This window comes from Faecalimonas nexilis (assembly GCF_059731825.1).
Genome location: NZ_AP029189.1, coordinates 2,461,548 through 2,481,613, shown reverse-complemented (window position 1 = coordinate 2,481,613; position 20,066 = coordinate 2,461,548). Strand labels below are relative to the sequence as shown.

Genomic DNA, 20,066 nt, shown 5'->3' with positions numbered 1-20,066 from the left:
AATATCAGTATGTAAGTGTTATAATGTGAAAAAGAGAACAGTGACTTCTGAGGAAAGTCGGAAAGGACGTGGACATATGAATAAATTAGAAGATATGATTGCAGCATCAAAATTAAATGAGTTACTGCACAAAAAAGATGATGAAAAAGCGAAAAACACATTGCTTTGGGTTTTGGCGATTGTAGGTGCAGTGGCAGCAATTGCAGGAATCGCTTACGCAGTATATAAGTTCTTTACACCAGACTATTTGGAAGACTTCGAAGAGGACTTTGAAGACGATTTCGACGACGATTTTTTCAGTGATGATGATGAAGTTTAATTAGTTGAGGGCGGTGGTAATGTGACAATTACTGCCGTCCTCAATTCAATAAGGGGGAGGATACATATGATAACAAGTGATATGCCGCTTAGAAAGCAGATTTTTTCTATCCCGAATATACTTGGATATTTTCGGATATTGTTACTTCCGCTGATCGTATGGAGATATGTGACAGCAGATTCGATTGCAGAGTTCCATATGGCGGCAGTTATTATTGGAATTTCAGGAATTACCGATTTTTTAGATGGATTTATTGCAAGAAAATTCAATATGATTACTAACCTGGGAAAGATTGTTGACCCGGTTGCAGATAAATTAACACAGGCAGCGATTGTATTTTCTTTGTCGTTCCGTTTCCAATGGCTGATTCCGGTTGTGGTGCTGTTTGTCATCAAAGAAGGGGTTATGGGAATTATGGGCGTGATTCTTCTGAAAAAAGGGAAAATGTTAAACGGTGCGAAGTGGTTCGGAAAAGTATCGACAGCAGTGCTTTATGTTGTGATGTTTATTTTGATTCTGGCGCCGAATATTCAGGAGCAAATTGCGAATATGTTGATTGTATTGAGCGGTTTTCTGCTTTTGATGTCATTTATACTGTATATTCCGGTGTACAAAAAAATATTGAGCGAAGCATAATTTCATGTAAAAAAGAGTTCGGTATGCGAAAGCAAATCGAACTCTTTTTTTCATGTGATCTGCAGTGCTTATTAGAGCCGATCAATGATGTCAGATGCGTGCAATGCCTTTTGGATAATATGCAGAATATCAGGCTGCACTTTTTGCGGATCGTCAAGCTGAAATGGCATATCGTCTAAAAACGCATTTGAAAGCCGGTAAATATATGCCTCTTCTTCAGGTTGTTCTGCAATCAGAACATCCCCCTGAGTACGCATCTCATCTGTATTTTTTTCATGCTCAAGACTCATCTCAGTCAGCATCGAGAGCATAATGCAGAAATGCTCTTCATCCCAAGCGGACAGATACATACATTTACAGAGCCCTTTGGTGAAAAATGGATAATCGGCGAAACAGTCTAAAAGCTCTTTGAAACGTGTCCGGTGGCTTGAGTTCTCGAATAGATGTTCTTTGTCTAAAGCGGCAATCCATTGTTCTTTCCAATTCATGAAATCCCTCCTCAATCTGTATTACTAAAATTATAGATGGAAAAAGGCAAGAACTCAATACATTTTGGAAAGATTGTTCACTTTTGGTTGGCAAAAAAGTTGGAAACTGATAGAATAAAACAATAAATGAAAAGTATAGAGAGGATTTTATATAGATGAAAAAGAGAGAAGTATATGAAGGCATTATTCAAAAAGTAGCATTTCCGAACAAAGGACTGGTGACTGTCGAGGGCGAGGAAAAATCAGTGATTGTAAAAAATGGTATTCCAGGTCAGAAGGTAAAATTCTGTGTAAACAAAATACGAAAAGGGAAAGCGGAAGGAAGGCTTTTGGAAGTTCTTGAAAAATCACCTTTGGAGACAAGAGAACCTGTGTGCAGCATTTTCCCTGCCTGTGGAGGCTGTATGTACCAGACGATGTCTTACGAGGAACAGATGAAAATGAAAGGTGATCAGGTAAAAGAAATATTGGATGCCGCCATTTTGGAAGATTATGAATTTGAGGGGGTAAAAGCAAGCCCAAAAGAGTTCGCTTACCGTAATAAGATGGAATTTTCCTTTGGAGATGAATACAAAGACGGTCCGCTGTCACTTGGGCTGCACAAAAAGGGAAGCACATATGATGTGCTGACAGCAGCTGATTGTAAATTAGTGCACGAAGATATGACAAAGATTCTCTTGTGTGTATTGGAATATTTTAAAGAGAAAAATGTGGCATATTATAAAAAAATGCAACATGTGGGTTATCTTCGCCACCTGCTTTTACGCCGTGGTGATCAGACCGGAGAAATTCTCGTAAACCTTGTGACAACAACACAGGAAGAACACGATTTATCTTTGCTTGTGGACGCACTTTTGGCATTGCAGCTGGAAGGAAAAATCGTTGGAATTCTTCATATTTTAAATGATTCCTTATCTGATGTAGTACAGAGTGATGAAACTCGAATTTTATACGGACAGGACTTTTTCTACGAGAAATTGCTTGATATGGACTTCAAAATCACACCGTTTTCATTCTTCCAGCCAAATACAAAGGGTGCGGAGATTCTCTATAAAACCGTGAGGGATTATATCGGGGATATCCACAACATGACGGTCTTTGATTTGTTCAGTGGAACAGGAACGATCGCACAAGTTTTAGCTCCGGTTGCAAAACAGGTAATCGGCGTGGAGATTGTCGAGGAGGCTGTGGAGGCTGCGAAAGAAAACGCAGAGCACAACGGACTTTCCAACTGTAGATTTATTGCAGGTGATGTGTTCAAGGTGCTGGATGAAATTGAAGAAAAACCGGATGTGATCGTGCTGGACCCTCCGAGAGATGGGATACACCCAAAAGCACTGCCGAAGATATTGGACTATGGGGTGGATAAGATTGTGTATATTTCCTGCAAAGTGACAAGTCTTGCGAGGGATCTGGAGATGATACAGGCAAGAGGATATCGGGTGGAGAAGTGCACGGCGGTGGATCAATTTTGTCAGACCGTGCATGTGGAGACGGTTGTTCTTTTGTCCCAACAAAAACCAGATGACACGATAGAGATCGACTTAGACCTGGACGAGCTGGATGCCACCAGTACCGAGTTGAAAGCAACCTATCAGGAAATCAAAGATTATGTGCTGAAAGAATTTGGCTTGAAGGTTTCAAGTTTATATATTTCTCAGGTAAAACGCAAATGTGGAATTGAAGTGGGAGAAAACTATAATCTTCCAAAATCAGAAAATGCAAGAGTTCCACAATGCCCGAAAGAGAAAGAAGATGCTATCAAGGCTGCCCTGAAATATTATGCGATGATCTAAGGACATCGCTGATTTCAAGGAGGAATAACACATGAAAAGCACATTTGAAAAAATGGGTGGAACCTACACACTTGGTGCAGACGGAATTTACTATCCGAATCTTGTCAGTACAGATGAAGAACCGCATTATGGGAAATATGGAATGATGCGGAAAACGTATCTGAAAGAGCATCGTCCGGCAATGTATTCACTGTATATGTTGGAAGACAGATTGACAGAACATCTGAATACTGTGGACGATGAAGCACAGGAGAGAATGGATATTCTGGTGCGTCAGATGATGGAGAGGCAGGGCATTACGGAAGAATTGAAAGCTTGTGACCAGATGGAATGGGTCAGAGCGGTAAATGGTATTCGTAATATGGCAGAAGAGATTGTGTTAAATGAATTGATTTACAGGTAAACAAAGAGCTGAACAGGTAGGAAGAAAACTCCTATTTGTTCAGCTCTTGTGTTTATAATGGGCAAAGAAGAGCCAAATTATAATTCCATATCATACGACCTTTTCTTAGTCCGAGCAGGCTGATTTCGCCGCATCTCCTGTTTCCTCTGATATTCAAGTTCCCAGGTACGATGGGAAAAAACATCAGGATCCTCCACATTGAGATAATCCACCTCATTGGCTGCAATATCACGGCGGTGATAGTCATAATACTTACCAAAAGTACCTTTGAGCTGCTCGATCAGCTTATCCCGGAAATCAGGACGTATCTGGATTCTGGTGTCCAGCAATTCTGTATACTGTTCAGGTTCAGGACGAAATTTTTCTTCCCGGAAAGCGGCGGCATCTTTTTCAAGCTGTTTTTTGAGCGAGATGTCCTGAGAATCTAGGATATCAAGATTGTTATTCATCTGGTCGTATTTCTTGGATAGATTCGTCATATCTTTATCGGTAGAGCATTCTGCCTGGAAGATTAGCTGTTCTTTCCTTGATTTCAGTTCTTCGATTTCTTCGGTAATAGTGGTAAGCTGTTGATTCAATTTTATATGCTGGATGGGATTCAAAATACTGGTTTTCTCTTTTTTCACATTCAGTTCTTTCCGCTCTGTAACTTTAGCTTTGAGTTTCTTTTTAACGGTGTTGTATTTATTCAGTATTGGATTAAAATGATTCATCCAGTCATGGATCACTTCTTTTTGCATCTCATTGTGGAGCAAATGATATTGTGTAAAAATCATGTGATTTCGGATTGCTTCCAATGTTTCTGCAATTATTGGAATAGACTTTTCTACAGCTTCAGCCAGTTTTGCTACTTTTGCTTTTAATTCTCGGAGCATTTTGTTATCCGCACGAATCTGACGGTTGATTTCACAGCGGTCTGCTATCATGCCTTTCTTTTCCATATTCTGGGCAATGTAGCCTTCATGGATGGTTGGCTGTTCGGTGATTCCCTGATCTGCAAAGCTGCGGTGATCAATGGTAGCATTTATCTGATTACGTGCAAGCATTTCATTTACGGCATCTGCCCAGTTTGCCCGCCAGATGCAAAGTTGTTCATCACTGTTCCATTGTTCGGAAATAGGATTCTGTCTGCCATATCGGCTGCTCTTGGGGTGCTTATCAATCCGTTCATATCCTTTTTCCTGTGCGGAAGATGGAGTCAGATATTCTTTCTTTTTCCCAACTTTATAGCGATATTGCTTTTCCCATCCCTGTTTCTGAGCAGTTTTAAATTCAGAAGCAGTGAATCCTTTTTCTTCCCCATCTTTGATACAGAGATATTCTTTTTCGGTTTTATACTGCCATGTTCCATTTTCATTTAGTGGTCGGACAGTAAGAAGAATGTGTGCATGGGGATTGTGACCATCTATATCGTGAATGGCAAAATCAGCACACATCCCCATATCTACAAAATTCTTTTTAATAAAATCTTGAAGAAGAGAAATATTGCTGTCTTTATTCAACTCAACGGGGAGTGCGACAACAAATTCTCTTGCAAGTCGGCTGTCTTTGGTCTTTTCGTTTTCTTCCACAGCATTCCAGAGTTGTTCCCGGTCATTCCATTCCAATGGAGCCATTGGAGGAAGTATCACCTCCTGATAGATCAGCCCCTGCTTTCTGGTATAGTCATGCTGGATGCCGTCATAATCATTGTACATGCGGCTACAGCTCATATAAGCAGAAGCAGCAACAGCAGACCGACCGGAACCACGGCTGACGACTTTGGCTTGCATATGATAAATTGCCATATCTGGCACCTCCTTTCGATGTTGCCTGCAACAGCGGATAAAGCCCTCGGCAGAGCGCACGAGCCCCGAAGGGGATACCACTGCCTGATTTATCAGGTGGTGAGTAAGTGCGCCCTTCGGGAGTAGAACTTGTGCGTTTACATTCCCCGTAGCCGGATCATCAGCTCCCGTTTCAGGGAATCTAAATCCATTTCTTTAATATGGGGAACAATACTTTCCAGAATTGCTCCTTCCTGGACTAACCTGTGTGTTCTGGCATCACGTTCTTTTTTGCGATTTCTTGCTTCGGCTTCTTCCTGGCGGTGTCTTGCCTGTAAAAGTGCTTTTTCTTCCGGTGTCATGATTTTTTTATCTGCCATATCTGGCACCTCCTTTTTATGCCCGTATCCGGGCAGTTTTGGTTTTAAAATCTTTTGGTTTGGTACTATGGTTTTAGATAACTGACAGTGACATATTTCCGGTAATAAATGAGGAAAGAAAGTAGTACCACTGTCAGTGAAAAGTAATCATTGTGTTATACTTTTTTGAGTCAATTCTGGTTTGGAGCATGATTGTTCAACAGGATTTTTTTCGCCTGTTTTAAATTAGCTGTTGCATTGTCCTGACGAATATTCCGGTTATTGATACGGACAGGAATACATCTCTCCAGAATACGATCATAAATTCGTTTGTGTGCGATATCAGCGGCGTTATTCAGCTCTGATAAAGTGAGATTGGTCGTTATGATCAGGGGCTTTTTACTGCGGTAACGACTGTCAATCACATTGAATACCTGTTCCAGTGCAAAGTCAGAGTTCCGCTCAATTCCGAGATCATCAATAATCAGAAGACTGTAGCGGTTTAAGCTGTTGATGAACTGGTTTCTGTCTTCAAAATGCATTCCGGTAAGGGTATTTAGAATCCGAGAGAAGTTGGTCATCAGTACAGGAATGCCTTTTTCAAGAAGGGCATTGGCAATGCAGCCTGCAAAAAAAGATTTTCCAGTACCGACATCACCCCAAATAAGAAGTCCGGAAGCGTTTGATTTCATCTCTTCCCAGTTACTTACATAATTGTGTGCCAGTTTTATTTCCGGATTGATGCCGTTATCCCTGGCAAACGTGTAGTCGTAGAGTGCTTTGTCCTGTAAGCCACTGGTTTTAAGATGCTCTATTTCCATTTGTTTTTCATGAAGTTTTCTTTGGGCTTCTTCCTGCTCAAAGATTTCCTGCTGGCATTTACAGCGGATGGAAGGAATAAGAACTTTTCCCTGTAATTCATGCCGGCATTGTCTTGGCGTATTGCATTTGGAACAGTAGATCAGGTGGTCTGTTTCGTTAAAATATTCATCAGGCTGAATCTCTCTGTTTGGTGTTATAGCGGTTGCTTTTTCTGTAAATTTTGTCATAATGTTTCGTATTCCTCACTTTCGTAATTTCTTTGCCGGGAAGCAGGATGATCCTGTCTTGCCCAACTGATGATGGTAGCTGCATGGTTCTGATATTGCTTTCCGGTAGAAGCCATATAACCGGATAAGCGTTCAATATAATCCTGCCAGTCAGGGATTGTCTGCCGGATATCTTCCAGCTCTTTTTCTGACAGAAAAACATTTTGAAATTTTCCATAGGGTGAGAGTGGCTCCTTACTCCCTCTTATTGCTAAATTGTTCTTTTTTATCTCTTTCTTATTACCAGACAGTTTTCTGTCTGTATCAGGGAAAGAATCCTGTCTGTCAATAGGACAGTTTTCTGTCTGTCTTAGGGAAAGAAATCTGTTTGTATAGTGGATGGTTTCTTTTGGGAGTTTTACATAAATTCGATTGGGCTGTCCGGGTCCCTGCCGTTTTCGGAAGATAAGCTCCTGTTTTTCCAGTACTGCCAGAGCAGTTTTAACCGTCATCTGGCTTTTGTGGAGAACTTCTGCCAGTGCTTCAATTGTAAAGTAAATGAACACATGACCATCGATATCTGACCAGCCCTCATTTTTCTGGGAAAGCCTTGCCCGGTCGAGCAGGATAATATAAAGCATTTTGGCAGTTTCGTTTATTTCCATGTCCAGAAGAAAACGGGGAAACATCATATAAGATGGCAGGTTGGTGTCTGCTGTCAGAAAGTCCGTCATGTGTTCACCTCCAATCAGTTATTCGCCAAGAAAATCCCAGTCTACATCACTATCTGGCAGTGAATTTTCAGGTGCTGGAAAGGACGCCCTGATTTGGGGCTCCCTTTGCACCATGCCTGCAGTCAGTCCGGAAAGAAAAAGTGGCAATGCCTGTTTCAGACTGTTTTCCACTGCATCTACAATCTGTTTCACAAAAAGTTCTTCCCGTTCTCTTGTTTCCAGATAAGGATCAGCCTGTGTGCGGTAGTAGCGGTCAAAATAATCTACCAGTGCAAGAGAGATTACCTGACTGTAAGATTTAAAATCCTGCCTGTCCATCGTCTGTAAATATTCCCAGGCTCTCCGCTGCTGTTCTTTGTCCAGATTAAAGCGTAGGTTTGTGTTGCGGATATTGTTCTGCATGGTTTATCCCCTCCTTTTATCGTATTGATTGATTCAGCAGGTTGTACCGGTGTGGTACTGCTTTGCTGTGAGATAAGCATACGAAAATCAGAGGAAAAAGGCATTGAGGGGAAATTGAGTTGGAATTGAGAAAAAGATTGATGTTAGAATATAAATAGTACAAAATAAACATGACCATTTTCAATAAATATTATATGATAGTCATAGATCAAGAGAGGAGAATGGTTATGGCAAGAGGTACAAGGTATTCACAAGAGTTTAAGGAAGATGCAGTAAGATATCGGTTGGAGCATCCTGAGATTGCGCTTCGTAAGTGTGCTGAAAATCTTGGAATTAGTGAATCAGCACTAAAGACTTGGATGAAATCAGCAAAGGAACATGAAGGAACTGTTCCTACTCGTGGTTCAGGCAATTACGCAAGTGATGAAGCAAAAGAAATCGCACGTCTGCAACGAGAATTACGCGATACAAAGGATGCACTTGAAGTGTTAAAAAAAGCAATCGGTATTCTGGGAAAATGACAAAAACTCTTTACGCTGCTACATCTAAATATGTAGAAGAAATTAACAACCTGCCTGTGAAACGTCAAGTTTCTGTCAGCGGGATACTGAAAAAATTGGACGTTTCACGATCTGGTTATAATGCATGGAAGAAGCGGGTTCCTTCGGACACGTCTATTCGTCGAACTGTTTTAAAAGAAAAAATCCAAAAGATTTATGATGATTCACATCAAAACTATGGTGCTCCTAAAATTGCAGCTGAATTGCGGAAATCCGGAGAAACTATTACTGAAAAAACAGTGGGAAATTATATGCGTCAAATGGGAATAAAAGCGCAATGGATCAAACCGTATACTCAAACAACCATTGATTCTGATCTAAGCCAGAAACTAAAAAATATTTTGAACGAAAAATTTAATCCAGAACATCCAGATGCTGTATGGTGCTCAGATATCACTTATATTTGGACATATGAAGGATTTGTATATCTTACCAGTATTATGGATCTATATTCCAGAAAAATCATTTCCTGGGTACTAAGTGAGACGCTGGAGGCATCTCATGTAGTAAAATGTATTGAAAAGGCAAAACAGTCCAGACATATTGAAAATCCGCTTATTTTTCATTGTGACAGAGGATGTCAATATGTATCAGAAGCATTTCACAAGGCAACGGAAGGAATGATTCACAGCTATTCCAAGAAGGCTTATCCTTGGGACAATGCTTGCATAGAATCGTTCCATGCCCTTTTAAAACGAGAGTGGATTAATCGTTTCAAAATTTTCAATTATACTCATGCATATAAATTGATTTTTGAATATATCGAGACGTTCTACAACACCGTCCGTATTCATAGTCATTGTGGATATTTATCTCCAAATGAATATGAGGAACAATATCTAAAAAATCTGGAAACGACTGTAACAAGCTTAGCAAGTTAACAATTACATAAAAAGAGAAAATTGGTTGTATTTAATTTGTACTTTTTCTTGACATAAGACCAGATGCAATATTTTTTGAGTTGAAGTATAATATCAAGTGTTAAGCCAATAGAAATAAAAAACGTTATTGCTAACGTGTATATAAGAACAAAGGAGTGAATTACATGATGTATAATCCACAACTTGATACATTTATCTGCGTTGTAGAAGCTGGAAGTTTTAGTAAAGCGGCAGAAGAATTATATATAAGTGCACCTGCGGTTATTAAACAGATAAATTCTTTGGAAAACAGCTTAAATTTGCAATTATTTGAAAGAACACACAGAGGTCTTATTATTACGGAAGCTGGTAAATCGCTCTATCAGGATGCAAAATATCTGATTCAATATTCAAAAGAATCGTTGATACGGGCGCAGGAAGCAATGAATCATAATGAAGAAATCATTCGTGTTGGAATATCTCCGATGACGCCACCGGAAGTTTTTGTGGAACTTTGGCCTAAGATACAGAAAATATATCCGGAGATGAAGTTTAAATTGATTACATTTGAAAATACACCAGAGAATGCAAGAGAGATACTGGCTAATATGGGAAAGAATATTGATGTGATAGCTGGAATCTTTGATGAAACAATGCTTGAACTCAGAGGCTGTGATGGCACTGAGATTTCAAGAGAACCATTTTGTGTGGCGGTATCAATTCATCACAGGCTGGCAAAAAAAGAAAAAATTACACTTGATGATCTGGCTGGAGAAAATCTTATGCTCATGCAAAGAGGATGGAGTTATTATGGCGATATGCTAAGGGATGATATGATGAAAAATCATCCTGAAATCAATATTGTAGACTTTAATCTGTACAATGTAGAAGCATTTAACCGATGCGAAAACAATAATGAGGTATTACTGGCATTCAAGAGCTGGGAAAGTGTTCATCCACTGATCAGAATCATTCCAGTAGAGTGGGATTATACTATGCCGTTTGGAATTCTTCATTCGAAAAAACCGTCCATTAAGGTTAAGCGGCTGATAAATGCTATTAACAAGGTAAAATAAAAATTGAATACATGCGAGTAGAAACCTAAAGGTTAATACTGAATAACAAAACGAGACTTCTAATGGAGTCTCGTTTTGTTATACTTTAGCTGAAGTGAAAATGGAGGATACTATATGCAGATAAAGACAATATGAATGCTTTAGATAAGAGGTAGGATATGAAAAATAAACGATTTACAGCAAAAATATTGATAGATATAGGAATGACGATATGTTTGCTTCTTCTTATGCCATATAGTCTGCTCAGCGAGACTGCACATGAGTGGATTGGTATGGCGATGCTTGTGCTTTTTATTTCACATCACATACTGAATCATAAATGGGTGACCTCTGTAAGGAAAGGAAAATATAATGCGTTCAGAGTGATACAGACAGTACTGGTTATCATCATGCTTATTCTTATAATGGGTTCCATGATAAGTGGAATATTATTGTCAAATCACATATTTAAATGGATAAAGATTTCCGGAACATATATGACAGCCAGACAGATACATATGTTTTGCGCATACTGGGGACTGGTTGTGATGTCATTACATCTCGGATTTCATTGGAATATAGCGGTAGCAATGGCAGGACGATTATGGGAACATCCATTCGTCATCAGAACATGGGCAGCAAGATCTGTCGCAACCACAATTGCAGGTTATGGTTTATATGCATTTTACAGGAGACAGATAGGAGATTATGAGGATGCATTTTGTATTTTATGATTATGAAAAGGGGATCTTTCCTTTTCTGCTGGATTATCTGGCAGTAATGATATTGATAGCATTTATTGGATATTATAGTGGAGTGTTTCTAAAGAAAACAGGTAAGAGAAACCGAAAAGGTTAATACTGAAAGAAGGTGGTGTATTTATGGAAAAGCGGAAATTAGTACTTACAATTATTGGAGTTGTTATTTTAGCAATGGTAATCATGGTATATATCTACTTTTTAAAACCTGGCAGGGATGAAAAGAAGAATCAACAAACAATAAACCAGGTACAGACCGTACAGCAGAAGACAGATGAGAAAAAAGAAAATACAGAAAAAAATACATCCGGAGATGAATTGGAAAATGTTACGCCGGGAAGCGAAGAATACCGGGGCTTCCTCCTGGATAATGTTCTTCATTCTCCAAATGAAGGGGACATTCATTACAATGTATATATTCCGGATGCATATGACGGGACAAAGGAATATGCACTATATGTAACATTACCCGGATATCAGGGATTATATTTTCAGGGCGTGGGAGAAAATATCCGGACAGAAGATTTTGGATTTGAAGCACAGAAGTATATTACCGATATGATTATTGTAGCTCCACAGTTAAATGACTGGGGACAGACATCAGCAGATCAGACAATTGAACTGACACAGTATTTTCTGACGCATTATATTATTAATACATCGAAAGTATATATTAATGGTTATTCCGGAGGAGGAGAAACCCTGTCACTGGTATTGGCAAAGCAACCGGAATTATATACAGCGGCACTTATGTGCAGCTCTCAGTGGGATGGTGCATATGAGCCGGTTGTGGAGATGAAAACGCCGGTATATTTTGTGATTGGCGAAAGCGACGAATACTATGGATCAGAACCTTTTAAAGAGGCATACCAGCAGATACATGAGCTTTACAAAGAACAGGGATTATCGGAATCAGAGATTGATAAACTGGTGGTACTGGATGTAAAAGATAAAGATTACTTTGAAGGAACACCGGTCACTTATCAGCATGGCGGTGGCTATCTGTTTTGTCGTGACAAAGAAATTATGGGATGGCTGTTCAATCAGTAAGAACCAGAATAAACCGAAAGGTTAAGACTGAAAAACTTATCGAAACTTCTCAAAGGAATCTATCAGTATTATAGTATGAATGTAAGATGAATGAAAGAAAACAAGGAGGATACGACAATGGAATATATTTCATTAAATAATGGTGTAAAAATGCCAATACTGGGATATGGCGTATATCAGGTAACAAAAGAGGAATGTGAAAGATGTGTGCTTGATGCTTTAAAAGTTGGATACCGGGCGATTGATACAGCACAGAGTTATTTTAATGAGGAAGAGGTTGGGAATGCAATCCAAAAGTCAGGCATTCCAAGAGAAGAAATCTTCCTTACAACAAAGGTGTGGGTTGAACATTATGGATATGAAGAAGCAAAGAAATCATTTCTTGAATCCATGAAGAAGTTAAAGACAGATTATCTGGATCTGGTATTGCTTCACCAGCCATTTTCAGATGCTTACGGTGCTTACCATGCATTGGAAGATCTGTACGATGAGGGAAAAATCAGAGCAATCGGAATTTCCAACTTTTATGTAGACAGAATGGTTGATTTTGCATCCTTCAACCGCATTAAACCTATGGTAAATCAGGTGGAAACCCACATCTTCAATCAGCAGAAAGAGATGAAGGAATGGGCAGACAAATATGACATCCGGTTAGAAGCATGGGCACCATTCGGTGAGGGCAGAGGAGGCACCTTTGAGAATCCTGTCATCGCAGAGATTGCAGAAAAATATCAGAAGACTCCGGCACAGGTTATGCTTCGCTGGCATATTCAGAGAGGGGTAGTGGTTATTCCGAAATCAACACACATTGAGAGAATGGAAGAAAACTTTAATGTTTTTGATTTCACACTTTCTGATGAAGATATGAAGACTATTGCAGAACTGGACAAGAAGACAAGCTCCTTCTTCTCGCATCAGGATCCGAATATGGTGGAATGGTTCGTGAAGATGGTTGAGGAAAGAAAAAAGAATAATGACAGTTCAAAAGAAAAAAAGAACTGGTAAGCATAAGAGGAAAAATCAATGAAAGTATTACTTGTCAATGGCAGTCCACACAAAAATGGCTGTACTTATACAGCTCTTTGTGAAGTATCCAGTGCATTAAATGAAAATGGCATAAGTACAGATATTTTTTGGATTGGAAACAAGCCGATTTCAGGATGTATTGCCTGCAGAAAATGTCAGGAAAAAAATAAATGCATCCTGGATGATATCGTGAATGAATTTCTGGAAATAGCAGGGGATTATGACGGATTCGTATTTGGAACTCCGGTACACTGGGGTGGTGCAGGCGGTGCAATCACATCCTTTATGGACAGAGCCTTTTATGCCGATTTAAACGGTGGCGGCGACAGATTCCGCCTGAAACCTGCCGCTGTGGTAATTTCAGCAAGAAGGGCCGGAACAACGGCCACATGGGATCAGGTAAATAAATATTTTGGTCTGATGCAGATGCCGATTATCACATCGAGATATTGGAATATGGTACATGGGACGAATCCGGATGAAGTAAAACAGGATCTCGAAGGAATGCAGGTTATGCAGATCCTTGGAAACAATATGGCATATTTCATTAACTGTAAAAATGTTGCGACAAAAATGGGAATTGAAATGCCAAAGGCACCGGATTTTGTATTTACCAATTTCATCCGATAGGAATTAGCGTGACAAACATTTTATACGACAGGAGGTGACCTTAGAATGAAAACAAAGAAAATAGCAGCAGTACTCTTAACATGCATCGTGGCAATCGGTTTGATGGCAGGATGTGGAGCAAGCAATACCAACCAGTCTGCTTCTAATAATGACAGCCAGTCTACAAGTACAAACCAGTCTGGAAATGAAGAAGCGGATACAAATTCCGAAAACACTACAGATACAACAGAAAATACATCAACAGGAAATGGAAAAACATTGGTTGTATATTATTCAGCTTCAGGAAATACAAAAGATGTTGCTGAAAAGATAGCAAAAATTACAGAGGCAGATCTGTTTGAAATAGAGCCTGTGGAGCCATATACAGATGATGACCTTGACTGGACAGATGATGACAGCCGGGTGTCAAGAGAACATGATGATGAGAGCTTAAGAGATGTGGAACTGGTGTCTACAACAGTTGATAACTGGGATTCATATGATACGGTATACATTGGCTATCCTATCTGGTGGGGAATTGCAGCATGGCCAGTAGATAACTTTGTAAAAGAGAATGACTTTACAGGAAAAACAGTCATCCCATTCTGTACAGCAGCGACCTCGGGAATCGGTGACAGCGGTAATCTTCTGGAAGAGATGACAGGAACAGGTGACTGGAAAGAAGGGGAACGATTCCATGGTGGAGCGTCTGAATCAGATATCAGTTCATGGATAGACAGTCTTGGATTATAAAAGAATATAAAAATATTTGGAGGAATCGTAATAAGTAAGACATAACCTTTAGGTTTAAACTGCCTAAGAAAGAGAGACTTCTGTCCGGAGTCTCTTTTTCTTATACTTACAGTAAAGTTTGAAATATAGAAAAGGAAGATAAAGATGGAGATAAGAATTTTAGGAAGAGACTTAGAAGTATCAGAAATCGGATTTGGATGTATGGGAATGAGTCATGCATATGGAACTGTTTCAACACAGAAAGAAGCAGAAGAATTGATTGAAAAAGCGATCGATGAAGGCTGCACATTTTTTGATACGGCAGAGATATACGGAACAACAGAAGACCCTCATCACAATGAAAAACTGCTTGGGAAAGTGTTAAGGCCATATAGAAACAAAATTGTCCTTGCATCAAAGTGTGGGATACGTTTTGATGAAACTGCAACAACTGTAAATAAACCTTTGATTCCTGATGGACGACCGGAGACGATTAAAGCATCGATTGAGGGATCTTTAATGAGACTTAACACAGACCATCTTGATTTATATTATATTCATCGTATTGACATGACTGTACCGATTGAAGAGACGGCAGGAGCTATGAAGGAGTTAATGGAGCAGGGAAAAATCACACACTGGGGGTTATCAGAAGCCAGTGAAGAGATTATTCGACGTGCACATAAAGTATGCCCGGTTACAGCGATTCAGAACAGATATTCCATGATGTACAGGGATTATGAGAAATTATTCCCGGTGCTTGAAGAATTGAAAATAGGATTTGTTGCATTTTCGCCGCTTGCAAATGGATTACTGACAGCAGCATATCATTCCCATGGGGAATTTGAAAAGCCGGGAGATTATCGAAGCGCAATGCCACAGTTTACAGAAGAAGGATTAAAGGAAAATAATGAATTTATGTCCTGGATGAAAGTGATTGCAGAAGAAAAAAATGCCACGCCTGCACAGATTTCTCTTGCATGGATGCTTGCAAAGAAACCATATATCGTACCAATTCCGGGAACAAGAAAAGTAAATAGACTGGAAGAAAATATGGAATCAGCAGATATAAAGCTGACTCAGGATGAAGTAAAATCTATTGATGAGATGCTTGCCCATATGCCGATGTCGCAGGTGTTTGGAGGTTCAAAAATACAGAAGAAATAAAAGAGGTGAGCAATGAAAACAAGGAAAAAGATAACCATCGGGGTAATAGTGGCTTTCTTAGCGGTAGTCATGGTGGGTTATATCTATCTGTTTACAGGGGTTAAAATAAGTAAAGGAGAATAGAGATAATGAAGAAAATGTTAGTTGTATATTATTCCTGGTCAAATGGAAACACGAAAAGAATTGCAGAGCAGCTGACTAATGGGACAGGTGCAGATATTGCGAGAATCGAAACAACAGAGCCATACAGCGGCAGTCATGAAGATGTGGTTGAACAGGGAAAAAGAGAGGTAGAGGCAGGCTTTATGCCTCAGATCAATCCGATATCTGTAAATCTTGCTGATTATGATGTGATTGCTATCGGAACTCCAACGTGGTGGTATACGATGGCACCTGCAGTGCTTACATTTTTGACAACAAATGATTTTACAGGAAAGACAGTGATTCCATTTATGACAAATGGTGGATGGCCGGGGCATGTTATAAAAGATATGGAGGAAAATTGCAAAGGAGCTGCCTTTGCACATGAAATGCAGATTCAGTTTGATTCCAAAGGAAAAGATCATCTGGAAACTTCAGAAGAGGTGATTACAGAATGGATTGGGCAGATAAATACTGATATAAACAAATAACCATAAGGAGAGATAAAACAATGAGAAAAAATTTTGGAGCAAAGCCATTTTTATATCCACAGCCGGTTATGATTCTGGGAACCTATGATGAAAATAGAAAGGCAAATGCAATGAACGCTGCATGGGGCGGAATTGTAGGTGCAAATGAGATTATTGTAGATTTGTCTGCCCATAAGACAACAGACAATATTATAAAAAATAAGGCTTTTACAGTAGGGGTGGCAGATCTTGAACATCTGGTTGCCTGCGATTATGTGGGAATTGTTTCTGCAAATAAAGAAGCAGATAAGATGAAAAAAGCAGGCTTTACTACAACGAAAGGTGAATTTGTAAATGCACCAATCATCAATGAACTTCCATTGACTCTTGAGTGTGAACTTGTAAAAGTCATTGATGGCAGCAAGTATCTTGCGGAAATTAAAAATGTAAGTGCAGATGAGAAATATCTCGGTGATGACGGAGAAATTGATCTTAGTAAGTTTACACCAATTACATATGATCCGGTACATCACGGATATTACAGACTTGGAGAACGTGTGGGAAATGCTTTTAAGGATGGAGCAAAGTTAAAATAAGGACAGGTGATTAAAGTGAAAAAAATTGTACAGACAGCAGGAAGAAACGCACTGAATGAATTTGCACCACAGTTTGCACATTTTAATGATGATGTTTTGTTTGGAGAAAACTGGAATAATCAGGATATTGATGTAAAGACAAGATGTATTATAACAGTCACAGCACTTATCGCTTCAGGAATGATTAATACATCTTTAGTACATCATTTTGAAAATGCAAAAGCTCATGGAGTGACTCAGAAAGAAATTGCAGCCGTGATTACCCATATAGCATTTTATGCAGGGTGGCCAAAAGGATGGGCGGCATTCAATCTTGCAAAAGATGTCTGGAGTATAGACGAAGGTGATCTTTCATATGAAGATGAAGCAATGAGAGCTCATGCTAAAAAGATGATATTCCCGATTGGAGAGCCAAATGATAAATTTGCACAATATTTTACAGGGAAAAGTTTTTTGGCTCCTGTGTCTACGTCACAGGTTGGAATTTTCAATGTGACTTTTGAACCTGGTTGCAGAAATAACTGGCATATTCATCATGCAAAAAGCGGAGGCGGACAGATTCTTATCTGCATTGCAGGACGTGGATACTATCAGGAAGAAGGAAAAGAAGCAGTAGAAATGAAACCCGGAGATTGTGTCAATATTCCGGCAGAAGTAAAACACTGGCATGGAGCAGCACCAGATGAATGGTTTTCACATCTGGCAATTGAAGTACCGGGAGAAAAAACATCATCCGAATGGTGTGAAATAGTAACGGATGAGATATATGGAAAACTGAAATAAGTACTTTCTCCCAAAAGTGGGAAAAAGAAATTTTACGGCGAACAATTATGTCCGCCGTAAAATTATGTCTGTTTTGTTAAAAAGTCTGATAGCTGTTGTCCAAGAAAGAAACCAACCTGTGGATATAACTCCTGGATTTCCTGATATTTTGCTTCAATCATTTCTGGTTCATCAGTCCAGATCTTTTCATATATTTTGAAAGCTCTTTTAAAATGTGTTTTGGCTTGCGGAAGATTGGCAGTCATTAGATAAATGGTTCCAAGGGTTTCCTGTACTTTGGCATAATCCAGACAGTGATCGGAATGGTATTCCTTGATGATGCCGGATAATTTTTGCAATTCGGAGATTCCTCTTTCGGGTTCCTGCTGTTCTGTCAGGAACATTGCATAATTGGCAATCTGAGGTATGCTGTCATTTATATGAAGCAGGTTAAATTGGTCAAGCAGTGAGATACTTTTTTCCATGTGTTCTCTTGCAAGATCGGGATGACCGTTCATGCGGTAAAGTCCACCGAGATTGGCATGAAGGTTGGAAACAAGGCGAGCATTGTCAACAGTGATAGTTTCTATCTGGGCAAGTGCATCTTTTTCCAGTTTTATTGCTTTTTCAGGTTTAGTTTCAAGAGTTGCCTGAAAATCCAGTAATAATGCCCGGTCGGAGTCGGTGCCAATACTTTTTGCTTTTAATAGACATTTCAATTCCTGAATGATTCCATTCATACCTTTGTGGTAGTTATAGTTATCCATGTATGGAAATGCATTTTCCAGAAAAAGCAGATACTTTGGTATATCATCCTTTTCAATCAATTCTATGATATTTCCGATTGTTTGAAACAGTTTCTTGTAATAATCAACTTCCATTCCATGCATTAAACATATGTGCTGTAAAGAATCCAGTAATATGTGGCAGCGAGTTACAGATGGTTTTGTCTCTGAAAGGGTGATTTCCTGAATCATCGGATGCAGAGAGATAGTGCGACGTGTTGTTGCCTGAACGAAACCAGTCTCAATTAAATCGTTGATTTCATTTAGTGTGGGCAGTTCCAGCCATTTGGCAAATATACGGGCAGAAATACCGGTGGAAGGAAGAAAGCACATATTACACATGATATCCTGCTGTTCAAGAGATAAAGTGTATAAAGAAAACAGCGTATGGATATGACTGTAATAGGTGGCTTTGCTGCTTTGTCCATCTTTGATTATTTTAATTTTATCTTCGTTATGGAAAGATGCTTTTTCCACCTGAAGTCTTGTTAATAACTGGTCTGGAGTTGAGATTCCATTTTCCAGAAGTTTTGCTGCCAGTTCCACGGCAAAAGTATGAGAATGAACAGTTTCGATGATCTTTTCAACTGTTGCCCGGTACGTGTCTGCCTCTGAATAAAATACTGATGCCAGCTGGAAGAGAGCGTTCATATTCTCTATTTCTTTTAATGGCAGAGTACAGTATTCATCCAGTTTGCTTCTGGTTGTAAACAAAATCTGGCAGCGATATTTTAATACTACTGACAGAAAGCTGTCCTGTGTCGCAGTGACATTAAAATTATCTATGATAAGCAGAGTATCGGATTTCAGGGAACGAAGGAAACGGTTATGTCTTTGAAACCGTTCCTGTTCAGTGCTTTCCGGCAGATCGTCAATAAAATCCATGTCAGTAATATCCTGATGAAGATTGCCGGTATATTCTACATAAAGGATATTGGTGTAATGCTTCATGTACTGCTTAGCGTAGGCTTTAGCAAGTTCACTTTTTCCGATGCCGGCGATTCCGCAAAGAAAAACATGCCGGTTTTCCTCAAGCATGGTATATAATTCTTCCAGTTCTTTATCTCTTCCGATAAAATGACGGCATGGTTTCGGAACCTCACTGTCCATAATATAATCCAGCACAATGGGGGATAAAGCTCCTCCGGCGAGTAGCTTCTGATTTTTGGTATTACGTTTGATGAATTGACGTTCCATGCCAAAAGAAATCAGTTTTGCAAGAAACAGCAGTCTTGAACTGGCTGGTTTATATAAGGGAGTCAGATTTTTCTTTTTCGCATCTGAGATGCTGTCATCCTGAATGAATAAAGTGTAAATATCTTGTATAGCCATATTACAGTCAGACATTAGTGGAAGAAGATTCTGGTGGATGGTATGGGCTAATTTTTCCTGATTGGATGGCTTGGAATAGTAAGCGGATATTTTAGGGCTGATTTTAGCCTGACCAGTCATCCAGCGGCAAACCAGACCGTTATCCATTGAAAAATCCTGATTTGCCGGATCATCCATAAAATCTTCAAATAATTCGTATAAAAAATCAGGCTGACTCATTTGATTACTTTCG

General features: G+C 39.4%; 24 protein-coding genes. 17 read left to right on the top strand and 7 right to left on the bottom strand.

Features of this window, described 5'->3' with window-relative positions:
* Positions 1-76: 76 nt before the first annotated feature.
* Positions 77-319, top strand: a complete 243-nt coding sequence (locus AC6I5B_RS12585; RefSeq protein WP_022251143.1) for a hypothetical protein — start codon at positions 77-79, stop codon at positions 317-319.
* Positions 320-385: 66 nt separating this feature from the next.
* A complete protein-coding gene (locus AC6I5B_RS12580; protein WP_004610993.1) occupies positions 386-955 on the top strand; it encodes a CDP-alcohol phosphatidyltransferase family protein in 570 nt (189 codons plus the stop codon).
* Positions 956-1,026: 71 nt separating this feature from the next.
* Here AC6I5B_RS12580 and AC6I5B_RS12575 read toward each other — a convergent pair whose 3' ends face one another.
* The gene (locus tag AC6I5B_RS12575) at positions 1,027-1,443 is read right to left on the bottom strand and encodes a hypothetical protein (RefSeq protein ID WP_004610992.1); all 417 of its coding nucleotides are present in this window, start codon (positions 1,441-1,443) and stop codon (positions 1,027-1,029) included.
* A gap of 155 nt (positions 1,444-1,598) precedes the next feature.
* Between AC6I5B_RS12575 and rlmD the strand changes: the two genes are divergently transcribed.
* Complete coding sequence (gene rlmD, locus AC6I5B_RS12570) at positions 1,599-3,239, top strand: 23S rRNA (uracil(1939)-C(5))-methyltransferase RlmD (RefSeq protein WP_497773379.1); 1,641 nt, start codon at positions 1,599-1,601, stop codon at positions 3,237-3,239.
* Positions 3,240-3,270: 31 nt separating this feature from the next.
* The gene (locus tag AC6I5B_RS12565) at positions 3,271-3,642 is read left to right on the top strand and encodes a TnpV protein (RefSeq protein ID WP_177297708.1); all 372 of its coding nucleotides are present in this window, start codon (positions 3,271-3,273) and stop codon (positions 3,640-3,642) included.
* Positions 3,643-3,719: 77 nt separating this feature from the next.
* Here AC6I5B_RS12565 and mobQ read toward each other — a convergent pair whose 3' ends face one another.
* The 5 genes from mobQ to AC6I5B_RS12540 form a co-directional block, all read right to left on the bottom strand.
* A complete protein-coding gene (mobQ, locus tag AC6I5B_RS12560; protein ID WP_390387643.1) occupies positions 3,720-5,429 on the bottom strand; it encodes a MobQ family relaxase in 1,710 nt (569 codons plus the stop codon).
* Between the two features lie 137 nt (positions 5,430-5,566).
* Complete coding sequence (locus tag AC6I5B_RS12555; RefSeq protein WP_014080783.1) at positions 5,567-5,788, bottom strand: DUF3847 domain-containing protein; 222 nt, start codon at positions 5,786-5,788, stop codon at positions 5,567-5,569.
* Positions 5,789-5,958: 170 nt separating this feature from the next.
* Positions 5,959-6,816 (bottom strand): ATP-binding protein, encoded by an 858-nt coding sequence (locus AC6I5B_RS12550; RefSeq protein WP_044922371.1) that lies wholly within the window; start codon positions 6,814-6,816, stop codon positions 5,959-5,961.
* Positions 6,813-7,529, bottom strand: coding sequence for a replication initiator protein A (locus AC6I5B_RS12545; protein WP_390387648.1), 717 nt, complete (start codon positions 7,527-7,529; stop codon positions 6,813-6,815). The genes AC6I5B_RS12550 and AC6I5B_RS12545 overlap by 4 nt, the downstream gene beginning before the upstream one ends.
* An 18-nt stretch (positions 7,530-7,547) precedes the next feature.
* On the bottom strand, positions 7,548-7,931 hold the full coding sequence (locus tag AC6I5B_RS12540) for an adenylate cyclase (protein WP_148446802.1): 384 nt from the start codon (positions 7,929-7,931) through the stop codon (positions 7,548-7,550).
* A 227-nt stretch (positions 7,932-8,158) separates the two neighbouring features.
* Between AC6I5B_RS12540 and AC6I5B_RS12535 the strand changes: the two genes are divergently transcribed.
* From AC6I5B_RS12535 to AC6I5B_RS12475, 13 genes are all read left to right on the top strand, one after another.
* Positions 8,159-8,452: a transposase gene (locus AC6I5B_RS12535; RefSeq protein ID WP_025581345.1), complete on the top strand. Its 294-nt coding sequence runs from the start codon at positions 8,159-8,161 to the stop codon at positions 8,450-8,452.
* Positions 8,449-9,372, top strand: coding sequence for an IS3 family transposase (locus AC6I5B_RS12530; RefSeq protein ID WP_025581343.1), 924 nt, complete (start codon positions 8,449-8,451; stop codon positions 9,370-9,372). The genes AC6I5B_RS12535 and AC6I5B_RS12530 overlap by 4 nt, the downstream gene beginning before the upstream one ends.
* 164 nt (positions 9,373-9,536) lie before the next feature.
* On the top strand, positions 9,537-10,427 hold the full coding sequence (locus AC6I5B_RS12525) for a LysR family transcriptional regulator (protein WP_044919773.1): 891 nt from the start codon (positions 9,537-9,539) through the stop codon (positions 10,425-10,427).
* 158 nt (positions 10,428-10,585) lie between these two features.
* Positions 10,586-11,140, top strand: a complete 555-nt coding sequence (locus AC6I5B_RS12520) for a DUF4405 domain-containing protein (protein WP_390387651.1) — start codon at positions 10,586-10,588, stop codon at positions 11,138-11,140.
* Positions 11,121-11,264, top strand: coding sequence for a hypothetical protein (locus AC6I5B_RS12515; RefSeq protein WP_390387653.1), 144 nt, complete (start codon positions 11,121-11,123; stop codon positions 11,262-11,264). The genes AC6I5B_RS12520 and AC6I5B_RS12515 overlap by 20 nt, the downstream gene beginning before the upstream one ends.
* A 23-nt stretch (positions 11,265-11,287) precedes the next feature.
* Positions 11,288-12,214: a prolyl oligopeptidase family serine peptidase gene (locus AC6I5B_RS12510; protein ID WP_349063621.1), complete on the top strand. Its 927-nt coding sequence runs from the start codon at positions 11,288-11,290 to the stop codon at positions 12,212-12,214.
* A 117-nt stretch (positions 12,215-12,331) separates the two neighbouring features.
* Positions 12,332-13,219 carry an aldo/keto reductase gene (locus AC6I5B_RS12505; RefSeq protein ID WP_390387655.1) on the top strand — a complete coding sequence of 296 codons (888 nt, stop codon included), beginning with the start codon at positions 12,332-12,334 and terminating at the stop codon, positions 13,217-13,219.
* A gap of 18 nt (positions 13,220-13,237) precedes the next feature.
* Positions 13,238-13,870, top strand: a complete 633-nt coding sequence (locus AC6I5B_RS12500; RefSeq protein ID WP_237984774.1) for a flavodoxin family protein — start codon at positions 13,238-13,240, stop codon at positions 13,868-13,870.
* A 45-nt stretch (positions 13,871-13,915) separates the two neighbouring features.
* Positions 13,916-14,602, top strand: a complete 687-nt coding sequence (locus tag AC6I5B_RS12495) for a flavodoxin (RefSeq protein WP_055164066.1) — start codon at positions 13,916-13,918, stop codon at positions 14,600-14,602.
* A gap of 144 nt (positions 14,603-14,746) precedes the next feature.
* On the top strand, positions 14,747-15,748 hold the full coding sequence (locus tag AC6I5B_RS12490) for an aldo/keto reductase (protein WP_015528537.1): 1,002 nt from the start codon (positions 14,747-14,749) through the stop codon (positions 15,746-15,748).
* Positions 15,749-15,876: 128 nt separating this feature from the next.
* Complete coding sequence (locus AC6I5B_RS12485) at positions 15,877-16,380, top strand: flavodoxin (protein ID WP_021650495.1); 504 nt, start codon at positions 15,877-15,879, stop codon at positions 16,378-16,380.
* A gap of 20 nt (positions 16,381-16,400) precedes the next feature.
* Positions 16,401-16,955: a flavin reductase family protein gene (locus tag AC6I5B_RS12480; RefSeq protein ID WP_390387659.1), complete on the top strand. Its 555-nt coding sequence runs from the start codon at positions 16,401-16,403 to the stop codon at positions 16,953-16,955.
* Positions 16,956-16,970: 15 nt separating this feature from the next.
* A complete protein-coding gene (locus AC6I5B_RS12475; RefSeq protein WP_072521411.1) occupies positions 16,971-17,738 on the top strand; it encodes a carboxymuconolactone decarboxylase family protein in 768 nt (255 codons plus the stop codon).
* Between the two features lie 62 nt (positions 17,739-17,800).
* On the opposite strand, the gene AC6I5B_RS12470 is transcribed toward AC6I5B_RS12475, so the two are convergent.
* Entirely contained in the window at positions 17,801-20,053 is a 2,253-nt protein-coding gene (locus tag AC6I5B_RS12470; protein WP_390387661.1) for a tetratricopeptide repeat protein, read from the bottom strand.
* Positions 20,054-20,066 lie beyond the last annotated feature (13 nt).